The organism is Bacillus sp. PAMC28571, assembly GCF_014250435.1.
Lineage (GTDB): Bacteria > Bacillota > Bacilli > Bacillales > Bacillaceae > Bacillus > Bacillus safensis.
On sequence record NZ_CP060191.1, the window covers coordinates 2,849,035 to 2,873,123 of the forward strand.

At 43.5% G+C, this 24,089-nt stretch carries 22 protein-coding genes; 2 read left to right on the forward strand and 20 right to left on the reverse strand.

What is annotated here, in order from left to right; all coding sequences use genetic code 11:
• Nucleotides 1-14 precede the first annotated feature (14 nt).
• The 10 genes from H7F25_RS14510 to H7F25_RS14555 all read right to left on the reverse strand — a co-directional run bounded on the left by H7F25_RS14510 (nucleotide 15) and on the right by H7F25_RS14555 (nucleotide 11,272).
• Entirely contained in the window at nucleotides 15-1,529 is a 1,515-nt protein-coding gene (locus H7F25_RS14510; RefSeq protein ID WP_185853855.1) for an MATE family efflux transporter, read from the reverse strand.
• A gap of 28 nt (nucleotides 1,530-1,557) precedes the next feature.
• Nucleotides 1,558-2,586 (reverse strand): polysaccharide pyruvyl transferase family protein, encoded by a 1,029-nt coding sequence (locus H7F25_RS14515; RefSeq protein ID WP_185853856.1) that lies wholly within the window; start codon nucleotides 2,584-2,586, stop codon nucleotides 1,558-1,560.
• Nucleotides 2,587-2,591: 5 nt separating this feature from the next.
• On the reverse strand, nucleotides 2,592-3,614 hold the full coding sequence (locus tag H7F25_RS14520; RefSeq protein ID WP_185853857.1) for a glycosyltransferase family 2 protein: 1,023 nt from the start codon (nucleotides 3,612-3,614) through the stop codon (nucleotides 2,592-2,594).
• Nucleotides 3,615-3,641: 27 nt separating this feature from the next.
• A complete protein-coding gene (locus H7F25_RS14525) occupies nucleotides 3,642-4,745 on the reverse strand; it encodes an EpsG family protein (RefSeq protein ID WP_024426091.1) in 1,104 nt (367 codons plus the stop codon).
• A 14-nt stretch (nucleotides 4,746-4,759) separates the two neighbouring features.
• Nucleotides 4,760-5,890, reverse strand: coding sequence for a glycosyltransferase family 1 protein (locus tag H7F25_RS14530; RefSeq protein WP_185853858.1), 1,131 nt, complete (start codon nucleotides 5,888-5,890; stop codon nucleotides 4,760-4,762).
• On the reverse strand, nucleotides 5,883-6,722 hold the full coding sequence (locus H7F25_RS14535) for a glycosyltransferase EpsE (RefSeq protein ID WP_185853859.1): 840 nt from the start codon (nucleotides 6,720-6,722) through the stop codon (nucleotides 5,883-5,885). The genes H7F25_RS14530 and H7F25_RS14535 overlap by 8 nt, the downstream gene beginning before the upstream one ends.
• Nucleotides 6,715-7,863: a glycosyltransferase family 4 protein gene (locus tag H7F25_RS14540; protein WP_185853860.1), complete on the reverse strand. Its 1,149-nt coding sequence runs from the start codon at nucleotides 7,861-7,863 to the stop codon at nucleotides 6,715-6,717. Before H7F25_RS14540 ends, H7F25_RS14535 begins: the two co-directional genes overlap by 8 nt.
• Nucleotides 7,829-9,703, reverse strand: coding sequence for a polysaccharide biosynthesis protein (locus tag H7F25_RS14545; protein ID WP_185853861.1), 1,875 nt, complete (start codon nucleotides 9,701-9,703; stop codon nucleotides 7,829-7,831). Before H7F25_RS14545 ends, H7F25_RS14540 begins: the two co-directional genes overlap by 35 nt.
• A 164-nt stretch (nucleotides 9,704-9,867) precedes the next feature.
• Complete coding sequence (locus H7F25_RS14550) at nucleotides 9,868-10,551, reverse strand: CpsD/CapB family tyrosine-protein kinase (protein ID WP_024423527.1); 684 nt, start codon at nucleotides 10,549-10,551, stop codon at nucleotides 9,868-9,870.
• On the reverse strand, nucleotides 10,541-11,272 hold the full coding sequence (locus tag H7F25_RS14555) for a YveK family protein (RefSeq protein WP_024423528.1): 732 nt from the start codon (nucleotides 11,270-11,272) through the stop codon (nucleotides 10,541-10,543). Before H7F25_RS14555 ends, H7F25_RS14550 begins: the two co-directional genes overlap by 11 nt.
• 257 nt (nucleotides 11,273-11,529) lie before the next feature.
• Between H7F25_RS14555 and slrR the strand changes: the two genes are divergently transcribed.
• Complete coding sequence (slrR, locus tag H7F25_RS14560; RefSeq protein WP_024426096.1) at nucleotides 11,530-12,000, forward strand: HTH-type transcriptional regulator SlrR; 471 nt, start codon at nucleotides 11,530-11,532, stop codon at nucleotides 11,998-12,000.
• 86 nt (nucleotides 12,001-12,086) lie between these two features.
• On the opposite strand, the gene H7F25_RS14565 is transcribed toward slrR, so the two are convergent.
• From H7F25_RS14565 to H7F25_RS14580, 4 genes are all read right to left on the reverse strand, one after another.
• Nucleotides 12,087-12,311 carry a phage holin gene (locus H7F25_RS14565; protein ID WP_024423530.1) on the reverse strand — a complete coding sequence of 75 codons (225 nt, stop codon included), beginning with the start codon at nucleotides 12,309-12,311 and terminating at the stop codon, nucleotides 12,087-12,089.
• A gap of 144 nt (nucleotides 12,312-12,455) precedes the next feature.
• Nucleotides 12,456-13,355, reverse strand: a complete 900-nt coding sequence (locus H7F25_RS14570; RefSeq protein ID WP_370880892.1) for an iron-hydroxamate ABC transporter substrate-binding protein — start codon at nucleotides 13,353-13,355, stop codon at nucleotides 12,456-12,458.
• Nucleotides 13,356-13,372: 17 nt separating this feature from the next.
• Nucleotides 13,373-14,374: a FecCD family ABC transporter permease gene (locus H7F25_RS14575; protein WP_024423532.1), complete on the reverse strand. Its 1,002-nt coding sequence runs from the start codon at nucleotides 14,372-14,374 to the stop codon at nucleotides 13,373-13,375.
• On the reverse strand, nucleotides 14,371-15,399 hold the full coding sequence (locus H7F25_RS14580; protein WP_151039875.1) for a FecCD family ABC transporter permease: 1,029 nt from the start codon (nucleotides 15,397-15,399) through the stop codon (nucleotides 14,371-14,373). The genes H7F25_RS14575 and H7F25_RS14580 overlap by 4 nt, the downstream gene beginning before the upstream one ends.
• Nucleotides 15,400-15,721: 322 nt before the next feature.
• On the opposite strand from H7F25_RS14580, the gene H7F25_RS14585 reads away from it, so the two are divergent.
• Nucleotides 15,722-17,131, forward strand: coding sequence for a polysaccharide deacetylase family protein (locus tag H7F25_RS14585; RefSeq protein ID WP_025094017.1), 1,410 nt, complete (start codon nucleotides 15,722-15,724; stop codon nucleotides 17,129-17,131).
• A 14-nt stretch (nucleotides 17,132-17,145) separates the two neighbouring features.
• Here the strand turns inward: H7F25_RS14585 and abc-f are convergent, their stop codons facing one another.
• The 6 genes from abc-f to nikA form a co-directional block, all read right to left on the reverse strand.
• On the reverse strand, nucleotides 17,146-18,705 hold the full coding sequence (abc-f, locus tag H7F25_RS14590; RefSeq protein WP_220396322.1) for a ribosomal protection-like ABC-F family protein: 1,560 nt from the start codon (nucleotides 18,703-18,705) through the stop codon (nucleotides 17,146-17,148).
• Between the two features lie 332 nt (nucleotides 18,706-19,037).
• Nucleotides 19,038-19,808, reverse strand: coding sequence for an ABC transporter ATP-binding protein (locus tag H7F25_RS14595; protein WP_044333957.1), 771 nt, complete (start codon nucleotides 19,806-19,808; stop codon nucleotides 19,038-19,040).
• Nucleotides 19,802-20,620: an ABC transporter ATP-binding protein gene (locus H7F25_RS14600; protein WP_122631947.1), complete on the reverse strand. Its 819-nt coding sequence runs from the start codon at nucleotides 20,618-20,620 to the stop codon at nucleotides 19,802-19,804. Before H7F25_RS14600 ends, H7F25_RS14595 begins: the two co-directional genes overlap by 7 nt.
• On the reverse strand, nucleotides 20,583-21,470 hold the full coding sequence (opp1C, locus tag H7F25_RS14605; RefSeq protein ID WP_024423538.1) for a nickel/cobalt ABC transporter permease: 888 nt from the start codon (nucleotides 21,468-21,470) through the stop codon (nucleotides 20,583-20,585). The genes H7F25_RS14600 and opp1C overlap by 38 nt, the downstream gene beginning before the upstream one ends.
• Nucleotides 21,471-21,475: 5 nt before the next feature.
• Nucleotides 21,476-22,405: a nickel/cobalt ABC transporter permease gene (gene opp1B, locus H7F25_RS14610; protein WP_024423539.1), complete on the reverse strand. Its 930-nt coding sequence runs from the start codon at nucleotides 22,403-22,405 to the stop codon at nucleotides 21,476-21,478.
• 15 nt (nucleotides 22,406-22,420) lie between these two features.
• Nucleotides 22,421-24,061 (reverse strand): nickel ABC transporter substrate-binding protein, encoded by a 1,641-nt coding sequence (nikA, locus tag H7F25_RS14615; RefSeq protein ID WP_122631948.1) that lies wholly within the window; start codon nucleotides 24,059-24,061, stop codon nucleotides 22,421-22,423.
• Nucleotides 24,062-24,089 lie beyond the last annotated feature (28 nt).

Sequence of the window (24,089 nt, forward strand, 5' to 3'; positions counted from 1 at the left end):
ATCTCCTTTTCATATTAGCGGGAGACCGCATGTTTTACCTTACGCATCAGCTGAATCCGCTCTCGTTTCGTTCCTGCAAACAGATACAAGTAGCCCATATAGAGAATGAAACAAAGCCCTCCAATACAAAACAGCTCCCACCATGAAGTCACGTTATATACCGCCTGAATTCCCGCACAGATGCCCCAAATAAATAGCCCTCCAGCAAGTGGAACCAGTGTATGCTTGTAAAAGATAGTGCGTTTCTGATTCGTGATCCTGGCTGTATAAAATGGCAGAAACACAATATTTTTAATCAATAAAACCATTGCCCCCGCTGATGCAATGCCATATAAACCAAGCTGCAGCATATGAGTCAATCCATAGGCAAAAAGCACATTAGACACACCTAATATAAGGGTGACAACTGCAGGAACTTTCAATCGATTAAACACGGTTGGCACATATGTGAGCGGTAAAAACATCAAGGTCAAACATAAATAAGCCGCATGAATCATAAGAAGCCATTTCAGCTCCTCAAAGACAGGCCCAAGCCATAAAAGCATGAGCGGACCAGCGAGACCTCCTAGAAGTGCGGCTGGAAACGCAACAAATAAGCCGCTCCACTTAATGGCGTTTGCAGCATATTGAATGAGTCCCTCTTTGTCCTGATTCGAATAAAATTTCGTGATCGTTGGTGCAAACACAACGGCCAATGTCCCTGCCAGTGTGCGTAATAATAATGGAAACTGTAAAATTGCCGCATATTGGCCCGTCGCTTCCGCTCCAATGAGTAAGTTGGTCATCAATAAATCAATTTGTAAAAACAACAATATCCCCATTTGCTCAAATGAATGCCAGACCCCTGATCGAACAAGTGTGAGACTAGACGATAATGAGACGTGCAGCCACTTAAATGAAAACCAAGGGATGAGTTTCTTAAAATAATAGATACCGATTCCCATAGCCGCTAAGCTTCCTATGACGGCCGCAAGCGGGATATGCCAAATGGCTGGTGTCGTCCATGTAAACAGGATGACAATCATCAGCGCCCTCAAAAACATTTGAATCGCCTGTCCAATACTTGATACATAGAGCTTATTCGCATAAAACGGTGCAGCCCCAATGCCAGACATGACGAAATTGAGCATAAATAAAAGACCCCCTAAAATAAAGGTGGTCTGTGTGTCTTTTGCGAGATGAACAGGTACATGAAGCCATTCAACCAGCTGATGAGACACGAAAAGACAAAGCAAAAAGAGACTAATAGATAGTAAAAACGAACTGACGAAATAGGAAGCGAGATAGCGCTGCGCCTTCTCCATCTCTCCTTTATGAGCCGCCACAGAAAAAAAACGCACAACAACCGCACTTAACGAAGCCGTAATGACCGATAAATAGTTGATCATATTTTGCGTCAGATGGATTAAGCCGAATGCTTCCACTCCAAGCGTATGAACAATATAAGGTGTTAAACAAACAGACATAAGCATCATCAGGACAAACGTGATTAAGTTCGCACTGGCATTATAAAGAAACGCTCGATTCATTGTGCTTTCACGCAGCGTTTAAGAGCCCTCATCCAGCTTCCTCTCCCTTTTGACCGCTTGTTTTCATCAGCTGATGAACGGCCTCTTTCACAGCGGCCTCATTTGGTTCTTTTAAAAGGGTCATAAACGGAAGATGAGCCACCCACTCAAAACCCTCCATCACCTTATGATCAAAAGATCTAAGGACAACACACGGTGTATGAGTGATCGCACAAAAGATCATACCATGCAGACGATCTGTCACGACGACCTGCGCTTGTTTTAACTCCGTCCACAAAGACGTTAACTCCTCTAAGCGAGTTGTTCGATCGACTCGTTTGCCAATTGTCGTTGTGATCAAACCGACTTGATCATATGTCTCTTGGATATGCTGCTGCAGCTGCTGGCGCTCCTCCTTGGTGAGATATGCTTCTTGATCCTCACGCAGACAAAGCAGAACCCCTTTACGTGTTTCATCCTTTGATGATTCGTCTAATGACAGCACCATATCAGGCTGTTTCCACACATCTTGATCAGGAAAATGAAGCTTCATCCATTCATAGGTTGTTTGATCTCTTGCCATGAGGAGCAGTCTTGGATGCTGACTATACGTGTGAATGGCGCGGTGTTCCTCTCGTTTCCCTCTCTTTGTTTCTGTAAAATGTACAGTAGCAGGCAGCTGGATCATGGGATAGGACTTGAAGGTCTTGATGATAAATTGTCTCGTCCATTCTTCGTACCGGTATAAATCCCCCATATTGCCCCCACCGATCATACAGACGATGTCTTCTGGATGCCGGCTGCGCTTTAGCGGACGGGCAAGGCGATAGATCTCTTTCATGTCCACTTCTATGATGTCATAGGCTGGAAAGTGTTTCTTTAAAAAACAATAACTCGCATAGGCAATCGCATGATCCCCTAAATTATCATGGCCCGGCAGCAGCGTGAGAATGATTTTCTTCTGATGACTCAGCTCTGGCAGCCTTTGGCGGCTCAGTCTATACTCAAGCGGATATTTGACCTTTAAGAGCAGCCACTCTGCGGTTTTTGCCTTCAATTGCTGCACTGTCAATCCCATCACCCCTATTTCCTTGTCTGATATTCGATCCATTTTTGATAGCTAGAAGCCGCGGCAGAAAGCGGATAAACCAATCGGAACTTAGCAAGAAATAAAATCATTCGCTTTCGTACTGTGAGCTTCGATGGTTCCACTTGTTTGACGGCATGCTGAAAAGCATCATGTGTGACCATTTCACGCATGTGATCAAGCTTTTCCTGAATAGAGAGATCATTTTGGCTCTTCCATTCGTTGAGCATACAATGAAGCGTATGATTGACGATAAAAAAGTCTAATGCTTTCTCATACAGAGAGATGTCATCATGCTCTTTTAAAAAAGAGCGCTGTGCATGATAAAAGGTCAGTCCATGATGAAAATACTGCTTCTGATATCGCTGTACAATAGATGACAGATGAACCCTGTAATAATAAAGAGGCTCATGAACAAAAGCGATACTGCGTGCTAAAGAAAAACAGCGCAGCGTCACATATTGATCTTCAATGTTCTCTAGCTCACCCCGCAGCGGAAATCGAATGTGGTGATTTTCCATAAAGGCACGCCGATACAGCTTATTCCATGAGAATCCAGTCAAGTCTCCGTGTAATAACGCTTTGATTACATCCGTTTTTTCGGCTGAGCGCTTGTCTAACAGCGTCGTTGCTATCGTTCGCTTTGACTGTTCAAATTGAATCCAATACTCGCTCACAACAAGATCTGCCCCGGTCATTTCGGCTTTTTCATACATAGCTTCACAGTAATGAGGAGCGAGAATATCATCTGAATCCACAAAGGCGAGATACGTCCCTTTCGCTTCCTCGATGCCCCGGTTTCTCACAGCGCCTAACCCTTGATTGGATTGATGGATTACCCGGAATCGCTCATCACGCTCAGCAAATGTTTCAAGCCATTCACCGCTGCGGTCGGTCGATCCATCATTGATAAGAATGACTTCTATATCGGAAAAACTTTGATCTGCAATTGATTGAAGACATTGCTCCACATATTGACTCGTATTATAAACTGCGACCAATAGACTGATAGCTGGCATTACAGCATGCCCCACCTTTCTTCAAATCTACTTATTAAATATCGTTCTATACGGCAAAACCGAAGAATCGAACGGCATCAGCATGATGCTGTACAGAATATAGCAAACAGCAATCCCTACATACATAAACACATTAGACCGCTGATCAAAAATGCGTGTGAAATATGGCAGTAAAATGAGCTGATACAAGCCAAAATAAATATGAAATCTTGCATAAATGACATCCTTCGTTGCAAGGATACCAAACAAGAAACCAAGCAAACAAAAATTCACAATGTAATCACTCTCAGGCGTCAGCTCACGAAGTCGTTTTCGATAAAAGAAAGCAAGCAGAAGCGGCAAAATCAAGACACCAATTTTTGTCACATTCATTCCATTCGTATTCGTTGTGAGCCATTCCTCGTAATGACCATATGAACTGCCTTGCAGCATCACGACAAACACCGAGACAAAACGGTCATAAAGAGCGGTTAAGCCTAAGAACACCAGGCATAAGACCAGCATCATCCAAGACCAAGCCTTTGTTCTCACAATAAAATACACAGGAATCATGATGAGAGCGGATGAATGAAACAATGAACATACAAGGACGAGCGGAAAATACAATTTCCACTGACCATTGATCACCAACCGGATGGCATAAAAAAGAATCGCTGCCACCATATACTGGCGCATGCCATTAAATGACGCATAATAATGAAAGGTCCCAAGAAAAAGCAGCATACTCAGCTCAAATGGACGGCCATATTGAATAAGCGTCTTGATGATAAAAAAATAAGTAATGGCTCCAACTGAGATATACATGATTTGCGGATCATGAGACAATTGATTAAGCATCCATAAAATAAACGTAAACCCTGGATCCGTTGCGGCCTTCTCCACACCGAAGCCGAATATATGCCAAGGCTTTTCGTAGTTGATGGAGAACTCATACATCTGGCCATATGTGACAAAATCGGTTCCTACTTTATACCGAATACCAGCTACGATACAAAGAAACAGAAACGGAAAAAACACCAGAAGCTTATTAGGCCGCCATCCGCTTTGAATGGTATCATCACGCCTGCCGTAAAATGCGGCAAAGCTCGACCATAAATAGACCATGATCATGTTTACCAAATAAACCGCCATCTGCCCTTCCTTCCTTACAGTCCATATAGATTCATCACACGTGTAATATTCTGTTTCACATCAAATCCTCTTTGTTCAAGCTGAGAGGTAATGGTCTCTTGAAGAGGAGGTTCTGCATGATATGCTTCAAGCACCGCCTTCATCCATTCATGCGCGGAATCTCGGAGGGACATCCTTTTCACAAGCCCGCAGCCTAAATCTACTTCCTCTGTAATATGATCTGAAATCACACAAGGCAGACCAGACGCCTGTGCTTCCACTAATACAAGCGGAAGACCTTCAAACAAGGAAGGCATCACAAATACATCAAATGCTTTCATATATTGTGGAACGTCTGATACGACGCCTGTAAAGACAATGTCCTCCATCAAGCCTGCCTTCTCTGCATACGATTCGACTACTTGCTTCAGTGGACCATCTCCTACGAGGACAAGCTGAAATGAAACCCCTTGCTTCTTTAAGGTCTGTGCCAGCTCCATAAAAAAAACATGATTTTTTTGCTCATGGAACCGCCCAATATGACCGATGACCATGTTTTTTTCGCGAAGATGGAGCTGCTTTTTCATCTCTGCCTTTTCGTCTGGATCAGGCTGAAAAAAAAGGGATAAATCTATCCCATTTGGCAGCACCTCAACTTGCCCGTTCTGCATTTTTTTCTGTCCAAATAAAAAGACACCGGCATCCTCTCCGCATGCAACAAGCTGTGTAGAGAATGCAAAGATCAGCTGGCGAAATCCTTTGAGCATCATATGATCCAGCCAGTTTGGCGACTGCTTCCACGCTGTATTATGTGAATGGCAAATGCGCACCTTTACACCCGCTAGTTTGGCAGCAAGTGCGGAAAAACCCGTCTGAAAATCCGTATGTGCATGCACTGCCTGATAGGGCCCTGTTTGCCTAATTGTCTTGGTCAATGTTTTCACAAAAGCAACCGGAGAGGACGCCCCAATACTTGGGACGTAAAAGATTCGTCCCCCAAGCCGGCGAATTTCCTCATCATAATCACAGACGTCCTGCCGGTGAGTAATGAAATCAAATTGAAGGACATTCCTGTCGAGTGCACGATAGATATTCATGATCATTGTTTCAGCTCCGCCGCGGTTCATCCCGCCCACAATATGAAGCACGCGTATTGGCTCACTCATCCCGAATCGCCCTCCTCTTCAGCATAGACGCCGCCAGCTTCCGGCGATGATAAAGCTTCATGATCTTCGGTGACAAGCAGGCACGGACCACCGGCTTTAGAGCAAATAAATAGTCAAGCGGCGACAGCTTTAATAGCCAGCATGCTTTCAAAACGAGCCAGGCATTATCCATCGAATATCGAAACTTTCGCCGTTGAAAGGCCGCTTCATCCTCTCTCACCAGATATAACGGCTCTTGTAAATTAAAACCTTTCCTTCCAGTAGCAAAAAAGCGGATCCAAAGATCGATATCTTCCATCCGCCTTGTTGTTTTTACAGAACGATAGCCTTGTAAAGCCTTGTAAGCAGAAGCCCTCATCATAATGGTCCCATGACAAAAAGGAGTCCCTCTTGCCAACACCTTCCGATCAGGCTCTGAAACAAGTGCCCGCACACCCTTTGTTCCCGTTTCATCAAAAACCGTCATTGCCGTACCGACCACATCATATTCAGGATATGTATCGAGGAAATGAACCTGTTTTTCTAAACGAACAGGCACTGATAGATCGTCGCCATCCTGCCTTGCAATCAACTCTCCCCTCGCTTCAGCCAGGCAGCGATTGAGACTGGCAGCGAGTCTTTGATTTTGTTGATTGCGGATCAGGCGAATTCTTTCAGGATGTCGTTTTGTATAAGACAGCACTTTCTCATAAGTGCCATCTGTTGATGCGTCATCACATATGATGAGCTCCCAGTTTTCATATGTTTGATGAAGAATAGATTCAATGCTTTCTTCTACTGTCTCTTGGCAATTGTAGACGCCCATGATCATAGACACCTTTGGTTTATGCATGCTGTATCACCTTCTCTGCTTGATCCATATAGATTGTATAAATTTCTTCCATTGCACTGACCGTCTGCTCTTGTGCAAATGCATGAGCCATAGAGCGTCCCGCTTTTCCCATGAGGGGCAGCTGATCTTTTTTGTCGTAGAGCTGCTGCAAGTAATCAGCTAAACTATTCACATCTTGCGGTTTAACTAAAAAACCATTGACGCCATGTTTGACAAGCTCACAATGTCCTCTATTCTCCGTTGCAACCACAGGTTTTTCTGCCGACATCGCTTCAAGCAGGTTCATGCCGAGCCCTTCTCTCAAGCTGGTGGAAACACATACATCGCTCATATGCATCCATTCCTCCATTTGTTTGCAAAACCCAGCAAAGTGGACATGATTTTCAAGATGGAGCTGGCGGGTAAGCTTTTCATAGTTCGGCCTCATTGTCCCTTCCCCAGCAAACACGATCTTTATATTTGGTATTTTCCTAGACAGCTGTGCACATGCTTTGATGAGCATCCCTTGATTTTTATTCGTATTTAATTCACCAGCACACAGCACGATAAAATCTTCCGAGGAAAAGCCATAGGCTGCGCGAAGGCTCTGCTTCTCTTTTTCATCGACAGGTGCGAACCGCTTCATATCCACACCCATACCGGGCACATAATAAACAGATGTCCGTTCTTTTGATAGACGGTCGGCTCTTTTAAAATCTTCTCCATTAATGGTGATCAGAGCGTCTGTATATCGGGCGAGAAATCTCTCTATTGGATAATAGAGCAGCCAGTTTTGAAGCGGCGCCCCCTGCCAAAAGTGAAAGCCATGTGCCGTGTAAAGAACCTTCGTTCCTTTTTTGCGCGTACCTTTGGCTGCGAGCCTGCCAATGACACTTCCCATTGGTGTGTGGCAATGGATGAAATCATAGTGCTCTTTCGCTAACAGCTTCTTCAGTTCTACATACGCAAGCCGGTTGCGTACATGAAAAGGAGAGCGCTGAATCGGAATTGAGTGAGCTTGATTCACATAGGGCAGCTTCAGCTGGCCGTTTGCCGCTGTATGCACTTCCCATCCTTGTTCCTGAAACCACCGGAAATACGGAAGATGAAAGGCCTTAAAGTGATAATCAACCGTTGCGCAAAACAAGACTTTTTTCTTCATTGGCAAGCGCTTCCTCCTCTCGTGTCATCTGATCGGACAACATATCATGCGACTCAATGGCAGCAAATAAAGCTTGTCTCATTTGCTCTTCACTCATCATGTCAAATTCATGGATAAAACGGTTCAGCACATATGGGTCACCAACCAGCGCATGGCCGATGTGAATTTTCGGGAAGATTTGCTCCTGTGCTTTTTCATGCTGGTTGAGTAATTCCTCGTACATTTTCTCTCCAGGACGAATGCCTGTGAAAGTGATTGGAATCTGGTCTGTGGTGTAGCCTGAGAGGTGAATGAGGTTTTCTGCGAGGTCCACGATTTTCACTGGCTCCCCCATATCTAAAACAAAAATCTGTCTTCCTTCTGCCAGTGCACCTGCCTGAATCACAAGCCTTGATGCTTCTGGGATGGTCATAAAATATCTTGTCATGGCTGGGTGAGTGACCGTCACCGGCCCGCCTTGCTCGATTTGTTTCTTAAAAATAGGGATGACGCTCCCTCTGCTTCCGAGCACATTTCCAAATCGAACGGCGACAAATTTTGTTTCGCTGCTTGCCCCCATTTGCATGATCAGCATTTCAGCAAACCGCTTTGTGGCTCCCATCACATTGGCAGGGTTGACCGCTTTGTCAGATGAGATGAGGACGAATGTTTCAATGCCGTGCTCGTGTGCGGCTTCTGCGACATTTTTTGTCCCGATAATATTGTTTTTCACAGCTTCTTTCGGACTGATCTCCATGAGCGGGACATGCTTATGTGCCGCAGCATGATAAATCATATCCGGCTGAAATTGACCAACGATTTCACTCATTTTCTGTTTATCTTGAATATCCGCAATTTGTGGATAGAGTCTGATGCTGCCTCCATATAATTCTTTCAGCTCTAGTAAAATAGAATGAATGCTAAATTCTCCATGTCCCACAAGTACAATCGCTTGAGGAGCAAACACACAAATTTGACGGCAGATTTCTGATCCAATCGATCCGCCTGCCCCTGTGACCATGATTGTTTTTCCCTTTAAATGAGCAGATAGACGGCTCGTATCTAATTGAATCGGTTCTCTCCCTAGTAAATCCTCTGGCTGTACATCCCGTAATTGATTCAGCGCATGGGTTCCTTTTAAAATCTGCTCCATTTCCGGCATGATCTGTGTTTTGACTCCGGTCGCGACACATTCCTTATACAGCCCTTTTAAGGTGTGGCTGCTTTTGGACGGAATGGCGATGATGATCTTCTGAATATCCATCATCACGACAGCTGTTTGAATTTGTTCTTTTCCTCCTATAACAGGCAGACCCATAATTTCAAGCCGATGTTTCGTCTTGTCATCATCGATGAAGGCGACTGGCTCAATATGTACATCACTCGATTGCTGAAGCTGACGAACGAGCATGGTTCCTGCTGATCCGGCACCAATAATTAAGGCCCGCTCTTTTTCTGCCTGAAGCCGCTTTGCCCCGTCATGAAATAACCTAGACGCCATTCGAGATGCACCGATGAATAAGATATGAAAAAGCCACACGATGAATAAAAACCGAAATGGCCATGTCTGCACGAAAAGGTACAGCATCGTCATCGAAAATAAAAAAGAACACACAAAGGTCTTCATTAAAGAAAATAACTCTCTTACTCCTGTATAAGCCCATACTTGCTTGTACACATGAAAAATGCAGGCAAATATATGGTGCCCAATGAGCAGACTGAGTGAAGAAATGGCGAGCATTTCAAATGTATAAACGGTTAAAGCCGCCTCTTGGACAAATTGAAAACCAAAAAAGACGGCAACTAAGATGAGATATGAATCTAGTGCTACGATGATTGATAATCTTTGGGCGTAAGTCAACGCTCCTCCCCCTTTTTAAAGCATCACTATTCTTACGTAATATGGGCATCAAACCCGTCCTCACATCCCACTACTGATGACGAGCATCTAAGGCACGGTTATGCCCACAGCAGGATCGAGTGCCTCCATTGTTAAAGATTAGGAGACATCACCTATCAATCTTTTTAATACATGTACAGCCTGCCCTTTTTCTCTTTCTTGCCATTTAGCATAGCTCCAAGCAGTTTACTTGTTGTTCCTTCTAATACTTCTTTTGATTTCTTCACAGCAGCAATCTTTGTTTTGCCGCTTAAGACAACGAGAATGCTCCCATCCGTCCGGTTCGCCAAAATCTTTGCATCTGCAACTGGCAGAAGCGGTGTGGAATCAACAATCACCATGTCATATTGCTGTTCAATCTCATAAAATAACTGCTTCATTACAGAAGAGGAGAGCAGCTCAGCTGGATTCGGCGGAATGGTTCCGCTCGGAAGCAGCTCTAAATGCTCAATCGGTGTCGGTAAAATAGCTTCTTCCAAGCTGCAATTATTTAATAGCACATTCGTCAAACCGGTATGATGACTCAAGTCAAAATATTCATGGACGGCCGGCTTTCGCAAGTCAGCATCCATGAGCAGCACCCGCTTGTTCTGCTGTGCAAAAACAGCTGCTAAGTTTGCAGCCGTAAATGATTTCCCTTCCTTCGGTAAGGAGGAGGTCACTAATATCGATTTCAGCCTTGTTTGGATCGATGTGAATTCGATGTTTGTTCGGATCGTACGGAATTGTTCCGCAATGACAGAGTGAGGATTTAATACAGAAATACAGGATAAATCTCTCTTTTCTCTTTTCTTCCTCTTAAAGATCAATGTTCTGTCCTCCCGTTATGACGGACTGCTTGTCTTTTTTGGCCCTCCTGTCTGCCTGCATCTGATAGACACTGCCAAGCGACGGCAATCCGATCTCTTCTCTTATTTGATGTGTTCGTTTTACAGTATCATCGAGTAAATTCATTAAGAAAATGAGTGTCATGCCCCCTAATAAAGAGGCGCCTAGTGCCAGAACGATATGAACGAACTTCCTTGAATTCATCAGAATCGTGTTGGACAGCTTGGCTTCAGACAAAACATTAATGCGATCCATATTCATTGTTTTTTTGATTTCTTCTTGCAGCACCTCTGTTGCGGTATTCGCAATGGCGACTGCCTTCGCGCGATCCTCATCTTGTACAGAAATATTGATGACCTCTGACTCATTTTCTGTACTTGTGGCAATTTTGTGTTTTAGTCCTTCTGCTGATTCTGTGAGATGGAGTGTTTCTTTTACTTTTTCAATGACGATTGGGCTTTTTAATAAAACTTGAAAGGTACGTGTATATTGAAGGTTCATCTGAATATCGTTTAAATCTGCTTGTGCGTCATTGCTGCGTTTATGAACAAGAATTTGAGTGGTTGCCTGATATACAGGAGTCGAGACATAGAACTGATAATAGGCTGAAATGCCCGTTACGATCAGGACAATCAGGATCAGAAGGGCCATTTTCTCTTTAATGACAGAAAACAGCTGCTTAAAACCTATATTCTCATTCATAGATACCTCCCGATTTCATCATAAAAAGGTTATATATGGTTTCTTTTTGTTAATGATTGGATTATAAAAGATAATACCCGCAAAGAAAAATGTCATAATAGGTCTTATAGTTCTTTTTAAAGAACGAAATCGTTCGTTTTCTTTTGTTTACTTCCTGATTCTTACGTTTTTGAATTTTATAAAGAACAATTTATTTCTTATAATGAACGAAAAGGTCGCAGAACTATTCGCCGGTGAGAAGGGAGATCATTGATCGAATGATAGGCAAGGTGATACGCATTTACCGAAAGAGAAAAGGATACTCGATTCAGCAGCTGGCTGAGGATGCTCATGTCTCTAAGTCATATTTGAGCAAAATTGAGCGTGGTGTCCACAGAAATCCATCTGTCCAGTTCTTAAAAAAGGTATCCTCTTCACTAGAGATTGATTTACAAGAGCTGTTTGATGCAGAGACGATGATGTTTCATTACGCTGAGGGTGGTGAACACGAATGGCGGGAGCATATCGTAAGTGCCGTCCAATCAGGCATGCCTAAAGAAGAGCTCTATCAGCTGCTCCAAACGTACCGAAAGGAGCAGGAAGAAAAGTCGTTACATGTCACCCATAGAAAGCTGACCGATTCAAATATCGCAGAGTGGAAGCGTCTAATGAGTGAAGCAAAGGCAATTGGTTTAAGCATTGAGGAAGTAAAAGCTTTCCTCAACAACATGGGAGAACGCCGGGCGTAAGCCTTTCAGGAAGAATGATTGCGGGGAGAGGCGTTTGACGCTTCGATGAAAAAGAGCCTTTGATTCATGAAAGGCTCTTTTTTCTGTTATTCTTCTTTTTTTGTTCGTGCTTTTTTCGTTATATCATTGTTTTTCCAATAGGCCCATAGTGATGTAATTCCCAGAAAGGCCAGTGTGATGAATTGTTGAACGCCTTCTTCATCAATAGGAATTGGGCTTTTTCCCGCAGCAGTTAGCGCACTATTAACAAGCGCCAGTAAAAGCAGCACAAGCCTTGCAATCGTACCTGCACTAATTTTTTGAACCTCCAACTGTAACCCCTCCCTTTCCTCTTCTCACGGGCGGTATTGCTCGTTCTCTCTCATATGTATGCATCAGCCGAATGAATAGAAGAACGAATCAAAAAAAGAGACATCATTCCTATATGCGGAATGATGCCTGATTTCATTTGCTATTTATTTAGAAAACATCTCTTTTGCTTCATCCAATGCCATTTTATTGCCTAGAGCTGAGTAATCGAGCCACGGCTGATCGGCAATCGGATAGACTTGGTTTTTCTTCACTGCTTTTAGACCTTTCCAAATCGGAGTCTTTTCTAATTGCTTGAATGCCTGCTGCGCTTTATCATCACGGTTGACAACGACAAAGATCGCATCAGCATCATAATCAGGAAGAACCTCTTGAGAAATCACTTCAAACGGGCGCTTGCTGTCCAGCTTTTTCACACCATCGACAGGTGTCAGGCCTAAATCCTCGTATAAAATAGGACCCATTGGGCGCTTCATGCTAAATACGCGAAGCTCCTTTGCTGTCACACGGATCGCCATGACTTTTCCGTTTCCAATCTTTTTCTTGATGAGCGATTTGACCTCTTTTGCTTCTTGATTGTAATTCTTAATATATTGATCCGCTTCTTTTTCTTTATTGACGTGTTTGGCGATTTTTTTCAAATGATCCCGCCATGTGCCATCATTTAAATTAAACACTTCTGTTTTGGCGATCTTCTTATATTTCGATAAGTCTTGTCCGGCTAATTCTTCATCAACATAAATGACATCTGGTTGTAACGCAAGCAGTGATTCCATATCTGGATCAGATGCAATGCCGAGCTTCTTCGTCTGACTCAGCTGCTTTTTCGCATGTGGAAGGAAATCTTTTAAGTCTCCTCCTACAACAGAGCCCGCCGGTTTGATACCGAGTGCTAACAAGTCATTTGTTAAATGAATAGACAAGGAAGCAATCTTTGGTGTGCCATTGGTCTTTTCATTTGTTGTATTCTTTGTTTCCTGTTGTCCGCAAGCGGCAAGCAGCAAGAAACAGAGCGTTAATCCAAATACTAGTAGTTTTTTCATGATGAGTTCCTCTTTCATATTTATTTCGTTTTAGTTAATAAATAGAGAAAATACGGGGCACCGATAAAGGCCACGACCACACCCGCCGGTATGGCATTTGGAGCAAAGATGGAACGTCCGATTGTATCGGCACTGACTAAAATCAACAAGCCAAGCAGCGCACTAACTGGTAAAAAATACTGATGCAGTGAACCGACAAGCCTCCTAGCCAAATGCGGGGCGACGAGACCAATAAAGCCAATACCACCTGTCATTGAAACACTTGCACTCGCGAGGCCTACCGCTAAGGTCAAGAGGAGAAGACGTTTACGCTGGACACGTACACCTACACTTGAGGCGACAGCATCTCCTAATGTCAATGCATTAAGCGTGTTTGTCTGCATCAGCGTAAGCGGTACAAGGCATACAATCCAAGGCAGAAGCGCCAGCACATGAATCCAGTCTCTCCCCCATACATTGCCCACAAGCCACCTTGAAGCAAACGTGTATGTATCTTCATCCAGCTTCAATGACAAATATAAGGTGAGTGCACTAAATCCCGCAGCAACCGCAATGCCAACTAAGATCAGCCGGATAGGAACAAGCCCTTCATGCCGGTCATATGCAAGAAGCACGATGACAGCTGCCGCAAGCAGTCCGCCGCCAAACGTAAAGAGCGGAATAAGAAGAGACGGATTGCCTTCAAGTGCGTGAAAATATGTCACAAACACAATTAAGCCAAAGGCTGCCCCTGCATTCAATCCAATAATCCCAGGATCGGCCAGCGGGTTACGGGATAAGCTCTGCAAAATGCCGCCAGCAATGCCAAGACCAATACCAGCTAACATCGTCACCACAATTCGAGGCAGACGATAGTCAAACAGCACCGTTTCACTTTGGAAATCTCCAAAGCCAAATAACGTCTTGACGACCATGACAGGGCTTAGTTTCAGCGTACCGGTATTTAAACTATACAGCACAACAGCCGCACTCAGGCAAAGCAAAACGAGTGTCACGACAAGAGCACGCTGTTTCTCTCTCATGACAGGTTCCTCCCTTCTTTTCTGGCAATGTATAAGAAGAAAGGAACACCAACCAGTGCCACCATCACGCCAATGGCAAGCTCTCTTGGCGGATTGACTGTACGGCTGGCAAGGTCTGCAAAGACAAGCAGCATTGCGCCTAGTATCGCTGACATCGGAATGACGAAACGATAGTCTACACCAACAAGCTTTCGTGCAATATGAGGGATGACAAGACCGACAAACCCAATCGATCCGACTGCTGAAACAGAAACCCCTGCTAATAACACAGCAGCAGTCATTCCTAGTATTCGCACTTGCCGTGTTTTCACCCCTAAATTTGCCGCTGTATCCTCACCGAGCGATAGTAAGGAAAGTGACCGACCTAATAGCATTGCCCATACGATCACAATCAGAATGACCGGGGCAAGAATCATCAGCTGCGGCCATTTCACACCAGCTACCCCGCCTGCATACCAAAAAGCCAAATCCTGACTCAGGTCAAAATAAATCGCGATCCCAGAGCTGAGCGCATGAAGTAATGCGGCTACAACCGCTCCTGCTACAGTGAGACGCAGCGGTGTCAATACGCCGCCAGCCGCCCCAATCGCAAAGATCAGCAGCGTACTGAGCACAGCACCAATAAAGGAAAAAAACATCAGTGCCGAATAAGGCATTCCTGGGAAAAAAGCAAAACAGAGAGCGACCACAAACATCGCACCGCCATTAATACCCAAAATCCCCGCATCTGCCAGTGGATTTCTTGTGATGCCCTGCATAAGAGCACCCGCTACGGCAAACGCCGCTCCCACTAGAGCTGCCCCTAAAACACGAGGGAGTCTTAATTCATGGATGATCTGCTGCTCTGTAACATTTGACTGGTAGTCAAATACAGCTGTCCACACCGTTTGCAGAGACAATGTTTTTGCACCGTATGACACAGCAAAAAACATGGCAGCCGCTAAACCAATGACGGCGAGAAAAAATATCAAAAAGAACAGAATATGTGATGATCGTTTTTGTTGAGGTTTTCGCTTATCCTGCAAAATCGGTGTCATCCTTTTCTTTATTAAAAGTCAGTTTGAAAATGAGAATCATAATCAACAAAATTATAGCCGCCAGCCTCTAAAAAATCAATGTACACCCTATTTTTTAATTAATGAAGGTATGTGCGGAGCAGAGAAAGGAGATTTCTTTTTGCCGCTCAGAACGGCCTATCATTTTTTCTCATAGTTTAATAGGAAAATAGTTGACATTTCGCATGAATATCCCCTAAAATTACAAAAGTAAGTCAAATGTTATAAAAATATTACAAACAGATGTCAAACTAATAAAGAATGACCCGTCATGAGAGGAGATTTGAAAGTTGTGTCAGTAAAGGGAAAATGGAGTATCGTCCTATTTGCGCTTGCAGTCGTCATTGGAGCAGTTGCTTTCTTTCAAAATCAACAAGCAAGCGGTACAGAGAAGAAAAATGTAAAGCAGGATACGAACTATAAAAACGTAGAAATTGTCACTCTCGTAAATGACGGGAAATTTATGAGATATGCAGTCAACTATCCTCTTTTTCATCAAAAAGAGCTAGATGATAAGATTCAAAGCTATGCCAATTCGGCATTAGAGCATTTCAAAAAAACATTCAGTGAAGCAAAGGATATCGATGAACATAAACGCTATGAACTGAATATTGATTATGAAATGGTGCATTATGCAAAGCAGTCTGCTGCCATTCGTTTTACGACCTATACGTATACTGGCCAGCAAAATGGAACCACCAATCATCTCACGATTAACTTTGATTTTCAGAAAAAAACCTTTCTTGACACAAAAGATTTATTTCTGCCTAAAACCCATTATTTAAAGAAATTATCCTATATTACATATACAGAGCTTCGGAAGGACAAAACCTTATCTAAGGATCAGCCTCTTCTTCAGAAAGGAACAGCCCCTGATGCTCAAAACTTCAGTCAATTTGCCTTGAAAGACAAATATGTAGAATTTTATTTCCCTGCATCTCAAGTAGCCGCAGAGGATCTTGGTCCGCAAACACTCGCGATCAAAAAGACATTGCTGAAGGACATATTAAAGCCAGAATATATGGATAAACTGAAAAATAAAAATGAAATGAAAGAACCGAATCCAAAAAGAAAAGCCGTCAAGCTGCCGCAAAAATCAAAGCTTGACCCGAATAAAAAAGCCATCGCACTCACATTTGATGATGGACCGAATCCAGCGACAACCTCAAAAATTTTAGATGCGCTGAAGGCAAATAAAGGACATGCTACCTTTTTCGTATTAGGCAGCAGGGTGCAATATTACCCTGGAATGCTTGCCGATATTTTAAAAGGCGGGAATGAGATCGGAAACCATTCCTACAATCACCCTTTATTAACAAGACTGCCTTTAGATGAAGCGGTCAAACAAGTGAAGGACACCCAGCAGCTGATTGAGAAAGCGAGCGGATATACACCTACGCACTTTAGACCGCCATATGGCGGTACAAATCAAGATATCAATCATGCAATTGGGATGAAGGTCACTTTGTGGGATGTTGATCCAGAGGATTGGAAAATCCGCAACAGCCAGCAAATCACAAACCGCGTTCTCTCACATGCAGCCGATGGCAGAACAGTGTTAATGCACGATATTTATGAAAGCTCAGCCCAAGCTGCCGTAAAGATCATCCATGAACTCACCAAACAAGGCTACCAGCTCGTCACAGTGAGTGAACTTGAACAATTAAAAAAAGAACGACATGAACAAACCCCTGTAGAGTAAACAGGGGTTTTCTTTTATGACTCCAAAGACTTTTTTTGTTTCAATAATGCTTGAAATGTCTCTTCAAGTTCTTGCGACGGCTCAATACTTAAACGGCTGAGCACTTCAGACAGCTGCATATCAATTAACAGAAGCTCCTCTTCTCTATTTGTCACAGCTGGTTTTTCTTCCTTTTGTTTATAGGCTTCATATGTGCCTTCAAAAGCTTCAATACGTTCCTCGTGAATATGGAAAATACGAGTGGCAACCTCTTCAATCAGCCTGCGATCGTGGGAAACAAACACAACGGTACCTGGGTAATCCTTCAATAGACCTTCAAGTGCTTCAACTGCCGCTAGATCTAAAAAGTTCGTCGGTTCATCCAGCATGAGAACATTGGCATCACTGACGAGCAAGGACGCAAGCATCGTCTTCACCCGTTCTCCCCCGCTTAATACCTCAACAGGCTTGTGCACATCATCCCCTCTAAATCCTAGTCTCGCCAAAACCGTTCGAACCACTGTTTCATCTTGAACTGCCTCTTTCAGCGCATTTTGTAAAATCGATTCATCTACCTTCAATCCTGACAGATCCTGACGAAAATAGGCTAGCTTGACAGCCTCTGAACGAGTAACTCCGGGATGTCCATTCACTAACATACGGAGAAATGTCGTTTTTCCGCTCCCGTTCTTTCCGATAATGGCAACCTTGTCTCCGCCCCTCACTTCCACATTCGCCTGCCTCCAAAGCACTTTATCGCCCGCCTTGCCATCTACATTTTCCACTCTCAAAATGGTACGGCTTGCAGTTTCCTTCATCGTATGCTGAGTCATGTGAATGGGCTGAATGTCCTTTACCTTCTCAACCTTTTCTAATTTCTCCATCCTTGTTTCAATGGATTTGGCTGTTTTTTGCAGCTTTTTTTGCTTATTTGCATAGTAGGGCTTTGCAATTTTAGGTCCTGAGGATTTCACCTTTTGGGAGGGCTTTGTCGCTTTGTCCGCCTTTTTCTTTTTCTTTTCCAGTGCATGCTCTAACTGTTTTTTCTTTTGTGTATAGGCTTCATACGCTTCCACCTGCTGACGATGTGCTAGCTCTTTTTGCTGTGCAAAATGTGTGTAATTGCCTTTGTAATGATGAAGCTTCCCATGATCCAGTTCCCAAATCTCCGTACATATTGCATCTAAAAAAGCACGATCATGTGAAACAACAATGAGAGCTCCTTGATAATGACGCAGCTTATCTTCCAGCCACTCAATATGCTCTGTATCCAAATGAGTGGTCGGTTCATCTGCTAATAAAAGGGCAGACGGCCGGCTTAATGCTCTTTCAATATAAGTTTGGGTCATTTCACCGCCACTCTGTCTGCCGTCTCCTTGTTTCAATTGAGGAAGCAGCGTACAGACCGCTGTGGCGGCAACCGTGCCGCTGTCTGGTGTTTCCTGTCCTGCCAGCACATGCAATAAAGTCGTTTTTCCGCTGCCATTTGTCCCTACAAGACCAATGCGATCACCTTGATGGATGGCTAGCTCCTCAATATCAAATAACAAGCGATCTTTTCGAAATACCTTTAACTGATTGGCTTTTAATAACATCCAATCCTCTCCTTTCATATCAGGAGACATAAAAAAGCCTCCCATTCTCAGAATAGGAGGCAAAATGGTGTACAAAAATAAGCGGATTGATCCAGTATGGTATGCCGTTCATATTTGAACACACACATCCCACGTATCAATCACTTCATTTTTTGATTCCCAAGCTGTACCATCCTATTCCGAAGCTAAAAAATGAAAACGCAGCAAACATGGCAAACTGATCGTTTGCTCACTGCCTTCGTTCGTTCATTTTGCTTACAGGTCATAGGATTAGTACTTCATTGCATTGGGTCACCCTTCCGTCGTTTGTTACGTATACGATAAAAGATTGGTTATTTTTTGTCAAGCTGAAATGGCATAAGTGAGTCGATTAATTGGAGTGTAAATGGATGGGACACTTCAAACAGTTCGTCCTTTTTGCATTCTTCCACTAGGCTTCCTTCATGTAAAAATAGAAGGCGGTCACATAGATACACCGCTGCTTCTACATCATGAGTAATGAGAAGCATGGTCATGTCTAGCTCTTGTTTTAATGTCTCAAGCAGCTCCAATATTTGTACTTGAACAGAGACATCCAGTGAGCTCAAGACTTCATCTAGTATAAGAATGGCTGGATGCGTTGATATGGCTCGTGCGATGCACACTCGCTGGAGCTGACCACCGCTTAGCTGATGAGCATATTGATTCAGCACAGACGAGGGCAGTCTGACTTGCTCAAGTAATGACAAAACCTTCTGATCCATATTCTGATTCTGCTTTAACAAACGCATCGGTTCTGCTATGATCTCTTTCACCGTAAAGGAGGGATGAACAGAAGATAGATAATCTTGAAAGACAACACTCATTTTCCCCCGATTCACCCTCCGCCATTTGTCAGCTGTCATACCATCAATCTGTACCTCGCCTCCATCTATTTTTTCTAAACCGAGCAGGATACGTGCCAATGTACTTTTGCCACTGCCGCTCTCACCGACTAATCCGGCACATTGTCCTTTTTCGATTTGAAACGAAACATTTGATATGCGGTCTTTTGGTTTCTTTTGTTTTGAAAAAAGACCTTTCTTCTCACCGTGTTTGACTAGATCGAAAGCTGTGATCAACATGGAAACGCCTCCACTCTCTTCTGCTGTCGCAGTGTTTCAGTAGGGGCAGATAATCGAAGCCTCGTCTCAAGTAAATGCTTTGTTTGGGGATGCTCAGGTGATGTGAACACTTCCTTGGCTGACCCATGCTCAAGCATTACTCCTTGGTGCATAACCATCAATTCATCAGCGATTTCCTGAACGATGCCTAGATCATGCGTTATGACGATTAAGGTAACACCCGTTTCTTCCTTTAGGCTGTGTAATTGTCTGATGACTTCACGCCGATTAAAGGCATCAAGTGATGCAGTTGGCTCGTCTGCAATGATCATGTCTGGAGAAAGCATCATCGTGATGCCAATCATCACACGCTGAAGCATTCCGCCAGACAGTTCATACGGATATTTTTTCATCAAATCATATGGATTTTTTAAATGGACACGTGTAAGCCCAGCCATAGAATGTGCTTTCCCTTCTTTCCCTCGTAAGCCCAAATGCTGCTGAAATGTTTCCACCATTTGATGACCTATCGTTTCAATAGGGTTGAATGCATTCATGACATCCTGTGAGATGAAACCTATTCGTTTACCCCGCCATTGATGCGCTTCTTGATTTGTTAATGTTTTGCCGTCAAAAATGATCGTTCCTTCCACTTCTAGAGAAGGGGCGACAAGATCAATTAACGCTTTGGCGACAGTTGATTTTCCACTGCCACTTTCTCCAATGACGGCTAAACAGCGTTGTTGATGTAAAGAAAATGTGATATTCGTCACTATATTCTTTTGCTGCTGTGGATCATGTACGGACAGATTTTTTACGTCGATTAAAGGCAAATGGCCTCACCCCTTTCTTTCTGGTATGATGCATGGCAGGATTCGCGGCATGCTGAAGGCTGTCTCCTAAAAAGCTCAACGCCATGACCACAAACAAGATGGCAAGTCCAGGCGCAAGCATATGGGCTGGATGTGTCACCATGACATTCTTCGCCTCATTGAGCATCATGCCCCATTCTGGTGTAGGTGCACTCACCCCTAATCCAAGAAAAGACAGTGCTGATATATTTAAGATCACCCAGCCCGCATCAAGTGTCGCAAAAACAGCAATTTCTCCTGAGATGCGAGGAAATAGATGTCTCCTCAATATGTAAAAGGGTTTGCCGCCAGTCACCTTTGCAAATTGAACAGAAGGTTCATTCGCATATTGAAGGACAGACGAACGAATCATTCTTGTATACCAAGCCCATTTCGCTAGGACATTGGCCAAAATAATATTGAATAGTCCAGGTCCGAGTATTCCCACAACCGCAAGAATCATCACCTCTGCTGGAAAGGACAGCATGACATCACACAGCCTCATCAAAACCCCATCCACCTTTCCTCGAAAGAAGCCTGCCATGAGTCCAAGTGCGCTGCCAATGAGCATCGTGATACACATCGTCAGCATAGCTGCAAGCATTGTTGTCCGAATGCCATATAAAAGCCTCGATAATACACATCTCCCTAGATGATCCGTTCCGAGTGGGTAAGTAAGACTGATACCGGCATATTTTTGAAGAATGTTCGTATTTGTTGGGTCATGTGGTGCTAACATTGGAGCAAACAGTCCAGCTAATGCGACAAGCGCTAACAGCCAGATTGAAAGAATCGCCATACGGTCTTTTCTTAATTGATGCCACCCTATCATTGTTGTCATACCTCCTTTCGCAATTGCGGATTCATGGTCATTTGCAGCATATCAGCGATGAGATTGCACATAACAAACAGGAACCCCATCACAAACAAATAGGCTTGAATAATAGGGAAGTCAGCATGGAAAATAGCAGTTATACACAACCGGCCAACCCCTGGCCAAGCAAAAAGGTTCTCAATAATGACAGTTCCCGCAATGAGCTTTGGAATAGACATGCCAAGTGCTGTTACCGCTAATTGCAGGGCATGCCTCATGACTTTCAGTTGAACAGTTCGTTCCTTTAAACCACGTGCTCTTGCATAAAAAACAAAGGGCTCGTGCTGAAATTTTAGAATTTGATTACGTATGAGTCTCACATAGGTCGATAAGTAGCCTAATGATAATGTGACAGCTGGAAGAAGAATCGATTTGAACCCTTCCATTCCACTCGTATTAACCCAATTGAATTTGACAGAAAAAAGCCAAATCAACAAAATCCCCAGCCAAAAACTAGGCATTGAAGCGGCGATAAACACAAAGGCTCTCAATAAACGGTCCACCCAAGTGTGAGCAGCATATGCACAGATCACCCCGAACAATAAACTGAGCACTATGATAAAAAAGAGCGCTGCTCCTGCAAGCTGCAATGTCGCAGGCAGCGCCTCCATGATAAGATCAAAAACGGGCTCCTGAGTGACATAGCTCCTGCCAAAATCACCTGTTAATCCATTTTTAAGCCATGTGGCATAGCGGATGAAAAATGGCTGGTCTAAGCCTAACTCCTGCCGCATCGATTCAATCATTTCTTCTGTTGGAGTGACTTGATTCACCCGCAAAGCGACCTCTGCTGGATCACTTGCCCGCATCGTCAGCAGTACAAAAGCAAAGAAGGTGATGAAGATCATAAGCGGAAAAAGCATCAGTATTCGTTTTAAGAGATAGCGAGTCATGTCTCTGCCTCCGTTTTATGACGCAAAATACATACGGTCAAATGGGATTTCATACTGAGACACATGAAAACCTACGCCTTTCAGGCGCTTATTATAAACAGCCTTTGTCACAGAATAAGAGATTGGGAGGTAAACATTTTCATCATGGATATACGTCAATATTTCTTGATACATTTGTTTCCGCTTTTGCTCATCTGGTTCTACTAATACTTCCGTAATCGTCTCGTCCAGCCACTTTTTCTTTTTCAGTCCTAATTGAGCTTGATAATCAGCATGGGATGCTACACGGAATGAAGAGACATAAGTTTGTGGATCATAAGGAAGCCCCCAAGACAGCGAGTACATCAGATCGAACTTTCCTGTTTTTTGGCGATCTAAGAATGCCTGTTTTTCTTCTCCTCTAATATCCAGCTTGATCCCCACCTGCTTGAAATCTTGTTGAATCGATTCACTGATCGTTCTTTCCCCTGCATTATCGGAATTATAGTAAATAGCCACACTCAGCAGTTTGCCATTTTGATAGCGATACCCGTCTTCTTTCATCCTCCAGCCTGCCTCATCCAATATTTCCTCTGCTTTCTTCTTTTGATAAGTTTTCTTTTTCAGTGGAATATCTGCGTATGGGACAGAAGGAGCAAGCAATGTGTGTGCCACCTTTTCCGTTCCATTTAAAATGCCTTCAGTGATCATGTCCTTTTGAATGGCGTATTGAAAAGCTTCTCTTATTTTCGGATCTTTTGTGATTGGCTGGTTTGAATTAATCACAATCGATCTTGAACCAACAGGAGGGCTCACGGTGACACCATATTGCCCTGCTTCTTTTAAAGCCTGGAATGAGTCTCCATCAATCATGTCACCATCTGCTCCAAATAAAAGATCAATCTCTCCTTTTTGAAGCGCAAGTAAGATGGTTTGGTGATCCGGCATGACTTTCCATTTCACAGTTGAAATTTTCGGCTTTTGCCCCCAATAGTGATCATTCATTTCAAAAACGGCATATTGATTTTTCTTATGTTCCTTTAGCACATAAGGACCTGTACCTGCATAGCTTTTAACTCCTTTTGCAGTCGTTCCATCAATGAAGCTTTTTGGAGAAATAAAACGGAAGGGGCGTGTTAAGCCCAGCTCTTCTAACGTAGGATAATAAGGCTCTTTCAACGTGAGAACAAATGTATCGTCATCTACCGCCTTTGTGGATTTGATTTCAGATACGAGATTAAGCCAAGCGTTCTTTTCAATATTTTTGACGACAGCATCAATATTCAATTTCACTGCCTTTGCATTAAAAGGCTCACCATCTGAAAAAATCACACCTTTTCGAAGATGAAAGGTATAGGTCCTTCCATCCTTTGATATGTCCCAGCTTTTCGCTAAGGCAGGCTGAACGCCCTTCTCTGTATTGACGACAAGCGATTCAAACACCATATTTTGAGCAGCCATCTCTCCACCGTATAGATGAGGATTGATGTCCCTGATATCTTTTGTACTTGCATACACGAGCTCATCTTCTTCTCTATCATTGCTGGAGGATGCTTTGTTTTCAGAGCATGAGGCCAATAAAAAACAAACCATCACTGAAAACAGCATCAAGGTGTATGTCACGTAGGGATGCCTTTTCTCATATTTCTTCTTTATGTAAACAGGTTGATCACTCATATGTACTTCCCCCAATTCAACATTATCG

Bases quoted from the DNA above. Each gene is read 5' to 3' on its own strand.
- H7F25_RS14510 (WP_185853855.1), bottom strand. From the start codon at position 1,529: ATGAATCGAGCGTTTCTTTATAATGCCAGTGCGAACTTAATCACGTTT.
- H7F25_RS14515 (WP_185853856.1), bottom strand. From the start codon at position 2,586: ATGGGATTGACAGTGCAGCAATTGAAGGCAAAAACCGCAGAGTGGCTG.
- H7F25_RS14520 (WP_185853857.1), bottom strand. From the start codon at position 3,614: ATGCCAGCTATCAGTCTATTGGTCGCAGTTTATAATACGAGTCAATAT.
- H7F25_RS14525 (WP_024426091.1), bottom strand. From the start codon at position 4,745: ATGGCGGTTTATTTGGTAAACATGATCATGGTCTATTTATGGTCGAGC.
- H7F25_RS14530 (WP_185853858.1), bottom strand. From the start codon at position 5,890: ATGAGTGAGCCAATACGCGTGCTTCATATTGTGGGCGGGATGAACCGC.
- H7F25_RS14535 (WP_185853859.1), bottom strand. From the start codon at position 6,722: ATGCATAAACCAAAGGTGTCTATGATCATGGGCGTCTACAATTGCCAA.
- H7F25_RS14540 (WP_185853860.1), bottom strand. From the start codon at position 7,863: ATGAAGAAAAAAGTCTTGTTTTGCGCAACGGTTGATTATCACTTTAAG.
- H7F25_RS14555 (WP_024423528.1), bottom strand. From the start codon at position 11,272: ATGAATGAGAATATAGGTTTTAAGCAGCTGTTTTCTGTCATTAAAGAG.
- slrR (WP_024426096.1), top strand. From the start codon at position 11,530: ATGATAGGCAAGGTGATACGCATTTACCGAAAGAGAAAAGGATACTCG.
- H7F25_RS14575 (WP_024423532.1), bottom strand. From the start codon at position 14,374: ATGAGAGAGAAACAGCGTGCTCTTGTCGTGACACTCGTTTTGCTTTGC.
- abc-f (WP_220396322.1), bottom strand. From the start codon at position 18,705: ATGTTATTAAAAGCCAATCAGTTAAAGGTATTTCGAAAAGATCGCTTG.
- H7F25_RS14595 (WP_044333957.1), bottom strand. From the start codon at position 19,808: ATGTTGATCACAGCTTTCGATCTAGTCAAACACGGTGAGAAGAAAGGT.
- opp1C (WP_024423538.1), bottom strand. From the start codon at position 21,470: ATGATAGGGTGGCATCAATTAAGAAAAGACCGTATGGCGATTCTTTCA.
- opp1B (WP_024423539.1), bottom strand. From the start codon at position 22,405: ATGACTCGCTATCTCTTAAAACGAATACTGATGCTTTTTCCGCTTATG.
- nikA (WP_122631948.1), bottom strand. From the start codon at position 24,061: ATGAGTGATCAACCTGTTTACATAAAGAAGAAATATGAGAAAAGGCAT.